This is a genomic window from Pontibacter silvestris (genome assembly GCF_020907275.1).
Classification (GTDB): domain Bacteria; phylum Bacteroidota; class Bacteroidia; order Cytophagales; family Hymenobacteraceae; genus Pontibacter; species Pontibacter silvestris.
In genome coordinates this window covers 236,944-253,597 of sequence record NZ_JAJJWI010000002.1, presented here as the reverse complement: position 1 = coordinate 253,597, position 16,654 = coordinate 236,944, and the positions used below count along the sequence as shown (strand labels likewise).

The 16,654-nt window shown below is 40.9% G+C and carries 14 protein-coding genes and 1 riboswitch; of the genes, 2 read left to right on the top strand and 12 right to left on the bottom strand.

Translation table 11 applies throughout. The annotated features are described in order from the left end of the window. Nucleotides 1–142 precede the first annotated feature (142 nt). Nucleotides 143–1,126, top strand: coding sequence for an ABC transporter ATP-binding protein (locus LN995_RS02800; RefSeq protein WP_229958174.1), 984 nt, complete (start codon nucleotides 143–145; stop codon nucleotides 1,124–1,126). A gap of 610 nt (nucleotides 1,127–1,736) precedes the next feature. Here LN995_RS02800 and LN995_RS22000 read toward each other — a convergent pair. The 10 genes from LN995_RS22000 to LN995_RS02750 form a co-directional block, all read right to left on the bottom strand. Beyond that, nucleotides 1,737–2,333 carry a YqaE/Pmp3 family membrane protein gene (locus tag LN995_RS22000; protein ID WP_317206920.1) on the bottom strand — a complete coding sequence of 199 codons (597 nt, stop codon included), beginning with the start codon at nucleotides 2,331–2,333 and terminating at the stop codon, nucleotides 1,737–1,739. Between the two features lie 665 nt (nucleotides 2,334–2,998). After that, nucleotides 2,999–4,333: an argininosuccinate lyase gene (gene argH / locus LN995_RS02790; protein WP_229958172.1), complete on the bottom strand. Its 1,335-nt coding sequence runs from the start codon at nucleotides 4,331–4,333 to the stop codon at nucleotides 2,999–3,001. Nucleotides 4,334–4,465: 132 nt separating this feature from the next. Then, nucleotides 4,466–5,566 (bottom strand): M20 family metallo-hydrolase, encoded by a 1,101-nt coding sequence (locus LN995_RS02785; RefSeq protein ID WP_229958170.1) that lies wholly within the window; start codon nucleotides 5,564–5,566, stop codon nucleotides 4,466–4,468. Between the two features lie 58 nt (nucleotides 5,567–5,624). Further along, nucleotides 5,625–6,446: a pyrroline-5-carboxylate reductase gene (gene proC / locus LN995_RS02780; RefSeq protein ID WP_229958168.1), complete on the bottom strand. Its 822-nt coding sequence runs from the start codon at nucleotides 6,444–6,446 to the stop codon at nucleotides 5,625–5,627. 25 nt (nucleotides 6,447–6,471) lie between these two features. Next, nucleotides 6,472–7,269 carry an acetylglutamate kinase gene (gene argB, locus LN995_RS02775; RefSeq protein ID WP_229958166.1) on the bottom strand — a complete coding sequence of 266 codons (798 nt, stop codon included), beginning with the start codon at nucleotides 7,267–7,269 and terminating at the stop codon, nucleotides 6,472–6,474. A 123-nt stretch (nucleotides 7,270–7,392) separates the two neighbouring features. Continuing rightward, entirely contained in the window at nucleotides 7,393–8,343 is a 951-nt protein-coding gene (locus tag LN995_RS02770; RefSeq protein ID WP_229958164.1) for a Rossmann-fold NAD(P)-binding domain-containing protein, read from the bottom strand. Nucleotides 8,344–8,484: 141 nt separating this feature from the next. Next, entirely contained in the window at nucleotides 8,485–9,630 is a 1,146-nt protein-coding gene (locus tag LN995_RS02765) for an aspartate aminotransferase family protein (RefSeq protein ID WP_229958162.1), read from the bottom strand. Nucleotides 9,631–9,740: 110 nt separating this feature from the next. Beyond that, nucleotides 9,741–10,739: an N-acetyl-gamma-glutamyl-phosphate reductase gene (gene argC / locus LN995_RS02760; protein ID WP_229958160.1), complete on the bottom strand. Its 999-nt coding sequence runs from the start codon at nucleotides 10,737–10,739 to the stop codon at nucleotides 9,741–9,743. Further along, nucleotides 10,739–11,935 (bottom strand): argininosuccinate synthase, encoded by a 1,197-nt coding sequence (gene argG / locus LN995_RS02755; RefSeq protein ID WP_229958159.1) that lies wholly within the window; start codon nucleotides 11,933–11,935, stop codon nucleotides 10,739–10,741. The genes argC and argG overlap by 1 nt, the downstream gene beginning before the upstream one ends. A gap of 14 nt (nucleotides 11,936–11,949) precedes the next feature. Beyond that, nucleotides 11,950–12,612, bottom strand: coding sequence for a GNAT family N-acetyltransferase (locus LN995_RS02750; protein ID WP_229958157.1), 663 nt, complete (start codon nucleotides 12,610–12,612; stop codon nucleotides 11,950–11,952). Between the two features lie 562 nt (nucleotides 12,613–13,174). On the opposite strand from LN995_RS02750, the gene LN995_RS02745 reads away from it, so the two are divergent. Beyond that, nucleotides 13,175–13,468 carry a hypothetical protein gene (locus LN995_RS02745; protein ID WP_229958155.1) on the top strand — a complete coding sequence of 98 codons (294 nt, stop codon included), beginning with the start codon at nucleotides 13,175–13,177 and terminating at the stop codon, nucleotides 13,466–13,468. 2 nt (nucleotides 13,469–13,470) lie between these two features. Here LN995_RS02745 and LN995_RS02740 read toward each other — a convergent pair whose 3' ends face one another. After that, nucleotides 13,471–14,718: an aspartyl protease family protein gene (locus LN995_RS02740; RefSeq protein WP_229958153.1), complete on the bottom strand. Its 1,248-nt coding sequence runs from the start codon at nucleotides 14,716–14,718 to the stop codon at nucleotides 13,471–13,473. A gap of 154 nt (nucleotides 14,719–14,872) precedes the next feature. Beyond that, entirely contained in the window at nucleotides 14,873–16,213 is a 1,341-nt protein-coding gene (locus LN995_RS02735; RefSeq protein WP_229958151.1) for a voltage-gated chloride channel family protein, read from the bottom strand. A 48-nt stretch (nucleotides 16,214–16,261) separates the two neighbouring features. Continuing rightward, nucleotides 16,262–16,336: riboswitch (Fluoride riboswitch) on the bottom strand. Nucleotides 16,337–16,654 lie beyond the last annotated feature (318 nt).

The window sequence follows — 16,654 nt, the reverse complement described above, 5'->3', positions numbered from 1 at the left end:
TATACCTCTTGCTTATTAATGTTTTGTCGGAATCACTTTAGACTTCTTTTTCCAAAGCTTGTTTCGTCTGTCACTTTATTTTAAGTAAGATGTTGGTAAACTTAGAATCTTCACATAAAGGAATTACCTCTTAAAGTTATATATGAGTTTATTATATGTATCAGGAATCTGTGTACAGGAAGATAGAGGATTTGTCTTAAATGACATCAGCTTTACCCAACAAGAGTTTCAAAAAATAGCTATTTCAGGAGAAACAGGCTCAGGCAAAAGCACCTTGCTAAAAACAATTGCAGGGTTGATGCAACCGGATACAGGCGAAGTGCTTTTTGATGATGAAAGAGTAAAAGGTCCGGCAGAAAGGTTAGTGGCAGGGCACCCGGAAATAGCCTATTTGTCCCAACAGTTTGAGTTGCCTCAGTTCCTGCGGGTGGAGCAAGTACTGAAATATGCCAACACACTATCAGGCGAAGAAGCAGATACCTTGTATGAAGTCTGCAGGATTAAGCATTTACTTAAAAGAAGAACAGATGAGTTGTCTGGCGGTGAAAGGCAGCGTATTGCCCTGGCCCGCCTACTTACCACATGGCCTAGGCTTTTGTTGCTCGATGAACCATACTCGAACCTTGACTCAGGTCATAAGGATATTCTGAAATCTGTAATTTATGATATAGGAGAAAGTCTTGGAATAACCTGTACCCTTATCTCACATGATCCGCTAGACACTCTTTCCTGGGCAAATGAAATCATTGTTCTAAAGGATGGGAAAATTCTTCAAGTGGGAAAGCCTGAGCAAATTTACAGGCAACCCGTTAATGAATATACCGCTGCTCTGTTTGGCAGCTACAATTTAATAGGTGCTGCAAACACAGAAATTTATTCCCGCTTAGCAGGAATAAAAGAGAACGGAAAGAAAATACTTGTTCGCCCGGAGAGTTTTAAAATAATAGAAAAAGACAGTGAAGCTATTACAGGAACAGTTACAAAAATAACCTTCTTTGGCAGCTATTACGAGCTTACAGTCTCTATATCAGAGGCTGTTGTAAGAGTTAAGACAGTAGAATGCAATATTTCTGAGGGAGATAATATCCATCTAAATGTGTCTCCTGGTGATGTGTGGTATGTTTAATAGATGTTAGTTATGCTATTACGAAATTGCTCCAAGTGCAGTTTTATGAATTTATTTAATTCATTCACAAGATAACTAAACCAGCTATGCCTCATAAACTTTATGTACTGCCCGGCCTTTTGAGTGTTTTAATCTCCTGTGATAATAGTCCCAAGTAAACTTTAGATAGACCAACTAACTCTATTGTAGCCAGTGAAACTGTTGCGCCACAGTGTTATGCTTACATACAGAAGAAAGACAGTATTTTACTTTATATAACTATAGATGAAAATCGAGAAGTTACAGGTAATCTAACATATCACCTGAATGAGAGAGATAAAAATTATGGTTCCCTTCAAGGTGAAATGACAGGAGATACACTATGGGCAAATTATAGCTTAATGTCGGAAGGAGTTCAATCGGTACGAGAGGTGTCTTTCTTAAAAAAAGGAATAGCTTTATCGGATTATATGGTGACACTGAGGAAAAAGGTAATATGATAAAGTTTGAAGACAGAAATAAATTGCAACAAGACAGTATGGTCACTTTAAATAAGGTAACATATGGTAAATAATAATAAAACCTTCACTTTAGGTGAAGGTTTTATTATTAAAGGATTTTATTTCTGATGTTAAATGGTATCAGTTACTACTAACAAGGCATGTATAATACCTGGCAAGAAGAATAATAGTGTCAGAATAATGTTAATCCAGAAAGATGTTCCAATGCCATCGTGCAGGAATACAGCAAGCGGTGGTAAAATAATAGCCAGGATAATTTCCACTACAGATGTTCTGGAGCTACCTGATTGGTATTTGATAACATCTTTAATCTCTTTCTTCATGGCCTTCTTTTCTGCTCTGGTCATGTTAGATAGTCGCTCTTTGGCCATTGCTATAGCTTTCGCTTCTGTTATGTTGGCTTCTTCTTTTGTGATTACCTCAGGAGCGGTAACTGAAGCAGTTGACTCATTTGAGTAAGCTGGTGTTGATGCTACGCTAGCCTCTAAAACTGGCTCAACATCTGCAACTAAAACATCTTTCTCCACAGCAACAGCTATTTCAGGTGCCACACGCTCTTCTTGTTCAGGAGCAGGCTTTTGCTTTATAGTATTATAAGCTCCTGCTTTGTTTGGAGTAAACTCATAATACTTTGCTGAATTACAAGCAAACATTAATTGCCCAACAACCAGTGCCACTACCAGTTTCAGTAAACTTTTAATTCCCATAGTTTTTAAAGTGATTTAAATAAAACATTTTGTAAAATATTTAAGCCATCCTCCCCTTAAACTTCTGTTGCAGCATGCTTAAAAATTAATATGAACTAATATTCATATTTGATACAATACTACAATCACTGTGTTTTGGTTTAAATTTTTAGACCTATTTTTTTAAAAGGTTTTTACCTTTATCATCCATTTCTGCATTATAATAAGACAACAAACAGGATAATGAAACATTGATGTTTTTTTTAATTGTTGCCATGCATCATGTTTCTGTAGTACAAATGCTTGGTTAACTTCCACCTCGAAACCTGTATATTCATCAGTATTAGATTTGTGTCGCAGGTAAGCAGGAATCCTATCAGCAATACTTAAATTAAAATACTGATAAACCGCGTGCAGGTTCATAGGGCCACAGGTGGAGTAGTCTGCTGTGTGTGTATCTATGTTGGAATTACAGGGCAAAGAATTATTAGCTTTTATTATATAAGACGTGCCCTTTATACCTTAAATGTATTTCTTGTACTAGTAAATTTTACAAGATAAAAATCGCATTAACCTTAGTTAGTATTCCATAAGGTTGGTGCCTTACAAGAATCATCTATACACTCAGTATAACAAAAACCCCACATGTCAAAGTGAGGCTTTTGTAAAAAGCAAAAAAAATTATATCAGTTTTCAAGCAACTGCATGACAGCATTATCTACTTTATGGAAATCAAACTCCTGCAGCACACGCTGCATCTGTTCTTTTACCTGATCGGTACATAAATTGCCTATACTGCCCTCATGAGTATGATTTACAGAGGCTGGTGCTTCAAAAGAGCCCTCCGCTATAGCTTCTCCAATATTTTTGTAAGCATCTCGGAAAGGAACTCCCCGTAGTACTTCGTTATTCACCACTTCTACACTAAAAGCATATTTATACTTCTCATCTTTCATGATGTCTGCCCTTAACTGCAGCCGCGGCAGCATATAAGTTGCCATTTGCAGACAGTTTTGCAACTCCGTAAATGCAGGAAATAGGTTCTCCTTCAGTATTTGCATTTCCCGATGATAACCGGAAGGCAGGTTTGTCATTAGTAAAGCAACCTCGTTCGGTAATGCCTGCAGGCGATTGCACTTACCGCGCATCAGTTCAAACACGTCAGGGTTCTTTTTATGCGGCATAATGCTGGAGCCAGTAGTCAGCTCTTCCGGTAGAGTGACAAAAGCAAAGTTCTGGCTCATGTAAAGGCATAAATCCATGGCCATTCGGGCCACAGTGGCGGCCACAGCAGCAAGTGCAGTTGCAACTGTCCGTTCTGTTTTGCCACGGCCCATTTGCGCATACACTACATTATAGTTCAGGCTGTCAAACCCTAACAGGTCTGTTGTCAGCTGCCGGTTTAGAGGGAATGAGGACCCATAGCCAGCGGCAGAACCCAATGGGTTTTTATTGCTGATGCGGTAAGCAGCCTGTACCAATAGCAGGTCATCTACTAAACTTTCGGCATAAGCACCAAACCATAAACCAAAAGAAGATGGCATCGCTACCTGCAGATGTGTATAGCCCGGTAATAGCTTATCCTTATGTTCTTCGCTTAATATTTGCAGCGTACTAAACAGCTCTTCTACCTGTACAACCACTTCACGTAATTTGTGACGCAAGAACAGTTTAAGATCCACTAAAACCTGATCATTGCGTGAGCGTCCACTATGAATCTTTTTTCCTGCATCACCTACTCTTCGTGTCAATAACAGCTCTACCTGCGAATGCACATCTTCCACGCCATCTTCAATAGTGAAAGCACCTTCAGCTACTTCTTTATATAGTTGCTTTAACTCCCGTTTCACTGTATGTAGGTCCTCCTTATCCAGAAGGCCTACCTGTGCCAGCATTTGGGTGTGTGCCAGAGAACCTAGTATATCAAAAGGGGCCAGTTCGAGGTCTAGTTCACGGTCTTTTCCAACTGTAAAGCGTTCTATTTCCTCCAGTACCTGTGTCTGTTTTTGCCAGAGTTTCATCTTACTGTATTATTGAATAACCTGTTAATTTAAAAGAATAAAGCTGATTAGATTAAAGTGAATTATTTAATTCTTATCTAACATTTCATATAAAACATAAGAACAGCCTTTATTCCTATGTTCTTTAATATTCTAAAGAACTATTTTTTCAAGCATCTGTACATACAGACTAACTCCCTCCTGTAGTTCATCGAGATAAATAAACTCATCAGCTGTATGAGAACGGGCAGAGTCGCCAGGACCAAGTTTAAGAGAAGGAACTGGTAATAAAGCCTGGTCTGATGTTGTGGGAGAACCATAGCTTGTTCTGCCTAAACTTAAACCTGCCTGCACAATCGGATGACTCAAAGAAATACTGGAGGGCTGCAGGCGAACCGAACGAGGCGACACTTCCGCTTTCACATGCTTTCGCACCGTTTCCAGCACTTCTTCCAGTGTATAAGCATCTGTTACACGTACATCAACAGTAAATTTACAGGTATCCGGTACGACATTATGCTGTTTACCGGCTTCTATTACTGTTACAGTCATTTTAATCGGCCCAAGCGTCTCTGATATATTTTCAAACTGGTAGTTACGGAACCAGGCTATATCAGGCAGGGCTTCGTATATGGCATTAAGCCCCTCCTCTCTCGCTGCATGTCCTGTTTTACCATGTGCCACGCAATCCAGTACAAGCAGTCCTTTCTCTGCCACAGCCAGATGCATCTGTGTTGGTTCCCCCACAATAGCAAAATCAATCTTTCCCAACTCCTGCAGTATATTCTCAATACCACCTGTGCCTGAAACTTCTTCCTCAGCCGTGGCAGCAATAACTATATTATATTTTAAATTCTGCTGATTGTAAAAGTAAAGAAAAGTCGCAATAAGAGATATAAGGCAGCCTCCGGCATCGTTACTCCCTAAGCCATATAGTTTCCCGTCCTTCACCAATGGCTTAAAGGGGTTTATTGTCCAACTTGGGTTTGGCCGGACAGTATCATGATGCGAGTTGAGTAATACAGTAGGCAGGTTGGAGTTAAAGTATTTATTGAAAGCCCAAATATTATTCCCCTTACGCTGAACATCCACACTATGCCGCTGCATGAAATCAAAGATTATTTTAGCAGTACCATCTTCTTGCCGACTAAGAGATTCGGTACTAATAAGCTGCTTTAGTAAGCCTAAAGCTTCCTTATAAAGTTTGTCAAATAGGTTTTGCTTAGTAATAGCTGAAGATGTGAAATTTTGCATTAATTAAGAATATCAAAAATAGCAGCTAGAGTTCAACTGTATATGGATTGCTGCAAGTTTATTTATCTTCCGTATAAAGCCCTCCTGCTTTGTTTGCAGACATGATAATGCCTTTGATGAGAGCTGAACTGAAGCCAAAATGCTCCATTTCATTTAAACCAGCAATCGTACAACCTTTTGGAGAAGTAACTTTATCAATTTCATTTTCAGGGTGAGTTTTCTGTGTCAACAGCAAAGAAGCAGCACCTTTGGCTGTCTGAGCAGCCATATGCAAAGCTTCAGCCGCATGAAAGCCTATTTCAGTACCACCCTGTGAAGCGGCCCGAATAGAGCGCAGAAAGAAAGCAATACCGCAGGCACAAAGAGCCGTAGCAGAGGTTATCAGTTCCTCATGAATTTCAATGGTTTCGCCAACTGTGTCAAATAACTGCTTAACCAGCTCCATATTTGCTTTTGAAGCGTTGCCGGTTGCTATACAAGTCATTGATTCCCTAACTGCTATGGCAGTATTGGGCATGGCACGTACTACCTGTACTTCTTTACCGATTCTTGAGGTAATGTCGTGGCCTGAAACACCAGATACAATAGAAACAATCAAATGCTTCTCAGGATCAACATCATCTTTGATGGTGTCCAGCATTTTGTTTAACTGCTGCGGCAAAACAGTTATCACAATAATCTCTGAACTGGCTACAGCGACTTTGTTGTTATCTGTCACATGAAAACCATCTTTCGCCAGTGCATCCAGCAAACGAATATTTCGGCGGGTAACAGTTATATGTTCAGGAGCATAATTACCTGATGCCACTAGGCCTTTGGCTAATAAGGCACCCATGTTACCTCCACCTAAAACAGCAATTCGTTTGCTATGTATATTCATATGCCCTTTGTATTTAATAAACTTGTTAAGTATATAGTTTTGTCCCTAAAGCTGCTTTATGCTTTACAATCTCGAGTACATCATCTGCATGACAGATGTAAACCGATTGAACGCCTTCCTGAATGGCTTTCATCGCATTATCCAGTTTAGGAATCATGCCTGCTGCTATAATTCCCTCCTCTTTCAGTTGCGCATACTCTTCTTTTGATACACTGGAAATCACAGAAGCATCATCATTCACATCTCTAAGCACGCCTTTCTTCTCAAAGCAGTACATTAAATGTACATCAAAATTCTGAGCTAAAGCAACTGCAATGGAAGAAGCTATGGTATCAGCATTCGTATTTAACATGGTGCCTTGTCCATTGTGCGTAAGCGGTGCTAGTACAGGTGTTAAACTATTTTGTAGGAAAGCAGTTAAAATGGCAGTGTTTATACTTTCAGGACCTTTGATATCTCCTGCAAAACCATAGTTAATTTCTCCAACAGGTCGCTTTGTAGCTTGTATTATGTTGGCATCAGCACCTGTTAAACCAATCGAATCACAGCCGAATGCCTGCAGCTGGGCCACCACATTTTTATTCACCAGGCCACCATACACCATCGTTACTATCCGAAGCGTTTCTTCATCGGTGATGCGGCGTCCGTTCATCATTTTAGGTTCTATACCTAATTGCTGTCCTATTGCAGATGCTATTTTGCCCCCTCCGTGTACCAACACCTTCAGCCCGTCTAAGGCCGAAAAATCTTCTAAAAACTGGTACAGCTTTAACGGATCATCTATAATGTTCCCGCCGATTTTAACAACGTGTAGGCTTTGCATGAAGGGTTTAAAGTAGAATTCGTGATTGTAAAAATACTGGGTAACGCTTTGGATTCGTATATAAAGTTTAATTTAATATACGGAGCGCCTTAAGAAAAGAGGCTTTTGTAACTTACCTTAAAATCAAAGGCTTTCCAACATCTGCTTCAGAACGGCTTGAGCTGCATATACACGATTTCCCGCCTCTTCTATAACTATAGAGCTAGGGCTATCCAGTATTTCATTGCTCAATTCTAAGCCACGACGCACTGGCAGGCAGTGCATTACCTTAGCATCATTGGTTACTTTAAGCTTTTCTGGCGTCATCATCCATCCTTTACCATCACTCAGCACTTTACCATAGTCCTGAAAGCTTGACCAGTTTTTAACGTACACAAAGTCTGCTTCTGCCAAAGCTTTATCCTGGTCATATTCTATGGTAGCGCCATCAGTAAAGCTGCCTTCTAATTCGTAGCCCTCCGGATGAGTGATCACGAAATCAACATCTGCTTTACACATCCATTCAGCAAAAGAATTTGGAACAGCTTGCGGCAAAGCCTTTACGTGGGGCGCCCAGGTTAACACAACCTTAGGGCGCTTGCCTGCTGGTGCTTTTTCTGTAATGGTAACAAGGTCTGCCAGGCTTTGCAAAGGATGACGGGTAGCAGACTCTAAACTCAAGATAGGAATACCAGCGTACTTGATAAACTTATTCAGGATATCTTCACTATAGTCTTCTTCCTTATCTTGTAATTTCGGGAAAGAGCGAAGCCCCAGAATATCACAGTATTGCCCCATAACGGCTGCTGCTTCTTTGATGTGCTCCACAGTTGTTCCATCCATCACGACACCTTCCTGTATCTCCAGCGCCCAACCTTCTTTATCAAGGTTCATTACCATTACGTTCATGCCCAAATTTAAGGCGGCTTTCTGAGTACTCAGGCGAGTACGGAGACTTGGGTTCAGGAAAATCAAACCTAATGTTTTACCAGCTCCCAGTTCTTTATGGGCAAAAGGTGCTTTTTTAATTTCTAAAGCTTCGTTAACAAGAGCCGCAACATCGGCTACATCGTGTACAGAGGTGTAATTTTTCATGTGGAGGTTGTTTTGGGAAATGGCTTTTCCTCTTCTCTCTGCTTCTACTTCACAATTAAACCACTCCTGTCCCCTCTTATAACCAGGAGAGAACTTTGATGCTATAACTACTTAATTTAAAACAAGATTAATCCAAATTATTTAAGAAACTGTTTCAGCTAAAACAGCCTGAAAAGCTTCTAAAAACTGATCTGCCTGCGCCTTTGTTATACAAAGAGCCGGCAGCAATCGCAGAGTATTTTTATCTTTAGAGGCACCCGTAAATATTTGATGTTCATATAGCAGAGACTTGCGTACGGCAGCACATGGTTCAGGTAACTCCACACCAATCATCAGACCCTGGCCCCTCACTTCCACTACTGAGCTAACCTGGCGTAGCTCATCCATCAGGTAATTGCCTATTTTATTTGTATTCTCGATGAGGTTTTCCTGCTCCATTACTTCCAGCACCGCAAGGCCAGCAGCACAAGCCAGATAATTGCCTCCAAAGGTAGTGCCGAGCATACCATGCTTCGCTTCGATACCTGGACTGATTAGTACGCCAGCTACTGGGAAACCATTACCCATTCCCTTTGCTATAGTTATAATATCCGGCTTTACATCGGTGTACTGATGAGCAAAGAATTTACCGGAACGTCCATAACCTGACTGTACCTCATCCAGAATTAACTTAGCCCCTACACGCTCACAGCCAGCTGCCACAGTTTTGAGAAAAGCAGTATCCGGAATGTTTACGCCAGCCACTCCCTGCATACCCTCAACTATAACTGCCGCTAACTTATCACCAACCTCCAGTAAGGCTTGTTCGAAAGCACTTAAATCGTTTAGAGGTAAGAAGATAATGTTATCTGATTCATTTATAGGTGCAATAATAGAAGGATCATCTGTAGCGGCTACGGCAGCAGAGGTACGGCCATGAAAAGCTCCTTTAAAAGCAATCACCTTTTTGCGTCCTGTCTGGAAAGAGGCCAGCTTTAAGGCATTTTCGTTAGCTTCGGCACCCGAGTTACATAAAAAGAGACTGTAACCTGTGTACCCGCTCATCTCCCCCAACTTCTCTGCCAGCTGTTCCTGTAAAGGCATTTTAACGGCATTAGAGTAAAATCCAATATCATACATCTGCCTTGCCAGGCGCTTTAAGTAATGAGGATGGCTGTGACCGATAGAGATAACGGCGTGTCCGCCATATAAATCAAGATATTTTTTACCTTGACTATCCCAAACAACAAGGCCAGCGGCCTTTACGGGCTCTATGTCAAAGAGCGGGTACACATCGAACAGGTTCATCTTGTTATATTTTAGGTGCTAAGATATTAAATATTAAATAAATATATTAGGGGGGGGCAACTATATAGATATCAACACTTTATTCCCCTTACACATTATTCCTTAATAAGTTAAAAGGCACTTGCCTTTAATTTTAAACCATTTGTTTCTTGCAGACCAAATATCAGGTTCATGTTCTGAACAGCTTGCCCAGCGGCTCCTTTTAATAAGTTATCAATCAGGCTGGACACGACAAGCATTTTTCCATGCTTCTGCAGGTGAAGTACACACTTATTCGTATTTACCACCTGCTTCAAATCTGGATTTTTCTCACTGATAACCGTAAACGGATGACCACTATAGTAAGTGCTATAAAGTTGCTTTGCTTCATCCAGCGAAAGTTCAGTAGCCATGTAAGCTGTAATGAAAATTCCCCTGGCAAATGGTCCACGATAAGGAACAAAGTGAATGGCAGGCACCTCATCAGTTTGCAGGCTTTTCAGTGTTCGACCTACTTCACGCAGGTGCTGATGCTCCATTACCTTATAGGTCGAAACATTCTCTGTTCTCCAGCTAAAGTGCGAGGTTGGGCTGAGAGCTTGTCCAGCCCCAGTACTCCCTGTTATGCCACTGATGTGTACCTCCTGTAGCAATTTACCCTCTTTTGCTAAAGGTAAAAGAGCCAGCTGCATGGCCGTGGCAAAACAACCTGGGTTTGCAATATTTTGTGCCTCTTTTATTTGCTCACGCTGTAGCTCCGGCAAGCCATACACAAAAGCTTTATCAGCTGTTTCTACTACCTCACCAGTTGTACTTTCATTCCAACGGAAGTCCTGACTCAAGTCTATGATCTTAGTAGAGGAAGGAACGGGATTAGCAGCCAAAAACTCTCTGGCCTTCCCGTGTCCGGCACATAAAAATATCACATCTACTTCGGCACTGGCATCAGCAGTAAAAGAAATGGTTAATTCGCCCAACAGGTCATTATGTATGTCTGATACTGGTTTACCTGCCTGGCTCTGACTTTGTGCAAACTGAAGCGATACATTTGGGTGCTGCAGTAAAAGGCGCAACAGCTCTCCTCCGGCATAACCCGCAGCCCCTACTATACCTGCTTTTATTTCCCTCATCAGAAACTTGTCTCATTTATTTTGTGGTACATCATGGCTTGGTTGCCGAAGATTTTAGCAAAGCCTTTCACATCTTCTCCAGACCAGGCTTTGTTCATTTCGCCGTAGCTGCCAAACTTAGACGACATCAGGTCATGCTCACTATCTATGCCTTCCACCTGGAATCGGTATGGCGCCAGTAATACATATACTTTACCTGTAACCTTATCCTGCGTACTTGTCAGGAAAGCTTCAATATCACGCATTACCGGATCTACGAACTGTCCTTCGTGTAGCCAGTTACCATAAAACATAGCCAACTGGTCTTTCCAGTTAAGCTGCCACTTGGTTAGTACATGCTTCTCCAGCGTATGATGTGCCTTAATGATGACCATGGGGGCAGCAGCCTCAAAACCCACACGTCCTTTAATGCCAATAATTGTATCGCCCACATGTATGTCACGACCAACACCAAAAGGAGCTGCTATCTCCTGTAGCGCCTGAATAGCCTGAACCGGGCTGCTGTAGGTTTCATCGTTCAAACCAACCAACTCTCCTTTTACAAAGTGTAGCGTTATGCGCTCTGGTTGCTGCTTGGTAACCTGCGTCGGATAAGCTTCTTCAGGCAAAGGCGTGTTAGAAGTAAGCGTTTCTTTACCACCTACTGAGGTTCCCCAGATACCTTTATTAATAGAGTATTGCGCCTTCTTAAAATCTACCTCCACGCCATGCTGCTTCAAAAACTCAATTTCCTCCTCCCGTGAAAGTTTATTGTCCCGGATAGGTGTCAGAATCTGAACATCGGGAATCATGATATGGAAAATCATATCGAAGCGCACCTGGTCGTTACCGGCACCGGTGCTACCATGCGCTACATACTCAGCACCAACTTCTTTGGCATAACGTGCAATAGCCATCGCCTGCGTCACGCGTTCCGCACTTACAGATAAAGGATAGGTATTGTTCTTTAGCACATTACCAAAAACAAGATACTTTATGCAGCTTTGGTAATAGCTTTCAACTTCATCTAGTGTAGTATGCTGCTTCACACCCAGGTCGTAAGCCCTCTGCTCTACCTCTTTTAGTTCCTGTTCTGTAAATCCACCGGTGTTTACCAGGGCAGAGTATATTTCCAGGTCTTTCTCTTCCTTCAGATATTTAACACAGTAGGAAGTATCGAGGCCGCCACTAAAGGCTAAGACTACTTTTTTCTTCATCTTTTAGTTTTACGTTATGCTTTGAGTTGATAGGTTTTTGTTTCGTCGTTTTCTGATACAGGTTCAGCTAGTGCAGGAATAATAACAAGCTCTTTTGTTGTCTCCTGCTCCTGAACAGCTTTAATTTTCTTTTCCTTTGACGGATCAAACAGCATAGCTGTGCAAAGACAGTTCGTACGTCCTTTAAGTGTCAGGATCTCGTAGTTTACACAGCTTTTGCAACCTGCCCAGAATGCTTCGTCGTCGGTTAACTCAGAATAGGTTACCGGCTGATAGCCCAGGTCAGAATTAATCTTCATTACGGCCAGCGCTGTTGTCAAACCAAATAGTTTCGCATCAGGATATTTCTGGCGGGATAACTCAAACGCTTTTTGCTTAATTTGCTTTGCAAGGCCACTTTTACGTAGATGTGGCGACACAATCAGTCCTGAGTTAGCAACATATTTGCCGTGACCCCAGGTTTCGATATAGCAAAAGCCTGCCCAGGTACCATCTTTTTGCAGCGCAATTACAGCTTTGCCCTCCATCATCTTTTGAGCAATATAATCTGGAGAGCGCTTGGCTATACCGGTACCTCTGGCCTTTGCCGAAGATTCCATTTCGTCACATATCTGTAACGCATAAATAACATGTTGCCCATCAGCAACTTTGACGATAAATTCTGATTGATCCGCCATAATGTTAAAATATATAGCAATGCTGTACTTAGACAGCAATTAAAAACTCCTTAAAGAATAGTGAATACGACTAAAACAGGCTGTGTAGTTGACACCAGCCAATGTTTATTAGCAATTCAATGAAATAAGTAAAAAGTGTATTGGAATAATGATTACTACGTAAGTAATCTAGATGCTCGTCGGCCTAGGGCCTGTAGCGGACTGGAGTTGTATAAGGCCTGGAAACTATCCTTTTGGCAAGGACAGAAAAAGTCGCACTCTTGTTGTAAGAGTGTTTTACCACGAAAGATGATAAAAGCGCCTTTTTTTGCATTTTCTAAACTATTAAAATGGGAATTTGATTTTTATACCCATTTTTTCTTAGCAAAGGTTTCGGATTATTTTTTAAATATCCAATAAAATGAATAAAAAAAATTAATTTTTCGTTCCATCAATGCTATAGTTTAGGCTGTAGGCTTGGCAAAAGAGTTTTCAGGGCTCTTTTGCCAAGCAAATTCATTTTAAAAAGTTTTAACTTGCGGCCTTACAACCGTCTTGCAGTTGTGCAGGATTTATGCTGTTTATGAAGAAACTTTCTATAACAACTTTTGTAGGGATACTATTTTCTGCTATTGGCACTGTGAGCCTTTTACTTTCACGGGAGATACTTACAGCAGCCATTTGGCTGAGCTTCGGCAACGGGCTTATTCTTTCAGGACTACGTTTTACAGCAAAAGACGAGCATGGTAACGTTTATGTAAAACCTGTACCCAAAATAAGATTAGCAGTGTCTGTTTTTCTTATTGTACTGGCCGTTGCATTGTTAGGCCTTCAGGTTTACCTTGATTTAAATAGCACAGATGCTAAAATTAATTAGTGCTAGATACGACTTTGTAATACCAGATTAACATCAATTTCCTGAGACTCCCGGCGGAGCTTCATTTTTAATTTTCTTCCGGGTTTGCTTTCTAGCATTTCCAGCACTTCTGTTAACTGAAGATCAGAGCAACTTTTTCCATTGATTAACAGTAGCTGGTCCCCTGGCTGCAATCCTACTTGTTTGGCTGGTGAGTTATCAACCACATTTGAAACAATGTATAAGTTTGTTCCTGGTAGTGGTGTGCTTACCTCGAACCCAGCCAGATTATAGTGGAAAGGTTCTTTAAATTTCTTATTTGGTATTAGCACCAGCCTTTTGTGAGGATAATCAAACAGCACATCAAAGCGTTTAAGCACTTCAGAACCAAGGTTCCCATTCCGGTTAGACAAATTTATAGCTAATTGAATCGCTTCTTTATCCGGATAAGATGCGGGCAAGTTCAGGAGTTCATATTTACCTATTTTAAAGCTGTTTAACCGCCCAATTTTCCCGTTAATATCACCATTCAGGCCCCTGCCAAGGTAAGCTTCCATTACTTTGGGCGGCAGGCTTATTCTATTGTCACTAGGCAGATACAACGACAAGGAGTGACTGGCTCCAGTATCAATTACAAGCTTTACTTTTAAACTGTCGCCATTATGCTGATTAATATTGGCAAAAATATATGCTTTACTTTTATCTAAGTGCAAGGGATACTCCTCGGCCCGCTTCTTTGTTTTTACATAGATATCTGGCCTGTATAAAGTTAACCTTTTACTACTGTAGTTTATCTTCACCACAAAGTTTTTAAAGATATCGTACCCTATTATACCATGCATAGGCATTCCCATACGCGTTGATAGGTTAAAGATATCCTCCAACAGTACATATACCTCATGGTTATCACCTCTGATTCCGGGTAAGGACATAGTGTTCCCAGTTGAATGAATTGCCTCGATATCGTAACCAGTTCCTAAGCCATTAAGATACAATTTGTTGGTGTGATTCAGGTTTAGAGAATCTGAATAGTATAAACGGGTAATTAGCGTATTCTTTACCCCAGAGTCAAGAATGAAGTTCAACTCTGTAGAGTTGTTGATTTTTACGGGAATTATAATCAGGTTATGGACTAGCTTAAAAGGAATCGTGACATGCTTTCTCTTTCCGGCAAAGTATGCTGTATCTCTTTTTTGGCTTAAAACTTCCTGTGCTTTGGTCCCGCATGAGTAAAGCAGACAAAGCATCAATAGTAAAGCTAATCTTGTCATAACCTTCGTGATAGCTTATGTTATTACACATAAAGTATACGTAAAACAAACAATACTAGCCACTGTTTACAACATGATATATAACATGTTGTAACATTTAACTTTATCAGAAGGTTTAAACCTTACACTTAGTAGGTAAAGGTAAAAATGAATGTTAATTTTTTTTTCTTTTCTTCCTTGCTGCTGTCACTGATGATAAATTTATTCCTTTCTCCCGTCCGTAGAACAAGCTTTTAGGGGAGCCAATTATCTGGGCTCCATAAACGCCCGAATGCCCGGAAAAAAGATACGCTGTTACACAAGCAAGCGCCATAAACACACTGCTTTCAGCACCGAAAAGTTCTATGGCCATAATAGTACAGGTTAAGGGCGTATTCGTTGCTCCGGAAAACACAGCAACGAAACCCATTCCTGCCAAAAGCGCCATCGGCAAAGGTATTGCCTGAGACAAAGCATTGCCTAGTGTTGCACCTGTAAAGAACAGAGGTGTAACCTCTCCTCCTTTAAACCCTGCACCTAAGGTAAAAGATGTAAGCAAAACTTTAACTGCCGCATCATAAACAGGCAGTAAACCAGTAAATGAATCTAAAATTGTAGGTATACCTAAACCAACATACTTAGTCGTACCTATCATCCAAACCACTACAGCAATAACAGCACCACCCACCAAAGGGCGAAAGGGAGCATAATCAATTCGCTGTTTAAACTGCTCTCCCCAAAAATGGGTTGCTTTGGCAAATGCCATTCCCGTCAATCCAAATATGGCACCAGCTATAAGAGTGTATCCAATGCCAGCTATAGTCAGTTCCGGCACAAAAGAGATCCTGTACTGTGTATGGTGAACACCCCAAGCCAGGCAGGCATAATCGGCTATAACAGCAGCCAGAAAACTAGGCATAAGGGCATCATAGCGGATACGGCCTATAATAAAAACTTCCAGCCCAAAAATAGCCCCAGCCAGTGGAGTGCCAAATAAAGATGAAAAGCCGGCACTGATACCTGCTATAATCAAAATTTTACGGTCGCGCGGGCGCAGACGAAACACTTTCGTAAATTGGTCAGCAACAGTACCTCCTATTTGAACAGCGGTACCCTCCCTGCCAGCAGATCCACCGAACAGGTGTGTCACCAAAGTGCCGAACAGCACCAATGGAGCCATGCGGAAAGGAATGATTTGCGTTGGATGGTGTATCTCCTCTAGCAGCAGATTATTTCCTTTTGCTGCCCGCTGACCATAATAGTAATACAACAAGCCTACAATTAAACCACCTAAAGGCAAAAACCAGATAATCCAGGGATGTGCCTCCCGATAATCTGTTACCCAATTTAGTGATACCAGAAAAAAGGCTGAAGCACTACCTACCAGCACACCTACCACCACACAAACAAGTAGCCACTTAAAAGTATACAGCAAGGCATTTACTTGCTCTCCTGTAACAAGGAGCCTGCTTAAAAGCTTTTTAAAGGAAGATTGTTGAGATGCTTTTGTATTCATTGGTTTCAGCTAATGACAAATATACTACAAGCGCAAGATATACTTGCAAACTTCGCAGGAGTCATCAGCCGATATACAGGATGTACAGGCGGTTTCAGGTGGTACCCCATCACCTACTGTAAAGATAAAAAACCTTTGGCTATAAAAAAGGAATATTATTCAGGGTAAACAAATTCAATCTTATACACTCCTGTCTTCCAATGTTTTGTAGTAATACATAATAGAGTTTAAGTACAACTACTTACTGCTGGTGCAAATACTTATTTATTTACTCATATTCAATAAGAAGTCTTGTATTATAATTAGACTTCTCAATATTTTATGATACCCTCACCTCTGTTTTTAAAAGCTACTGATGCTAAAATATTCTAATTTTTCATCAAATGAATTGGACTTATTCCTTAATATATTAAAAGAAGCACCCTAATCCAGTTTCTGTGG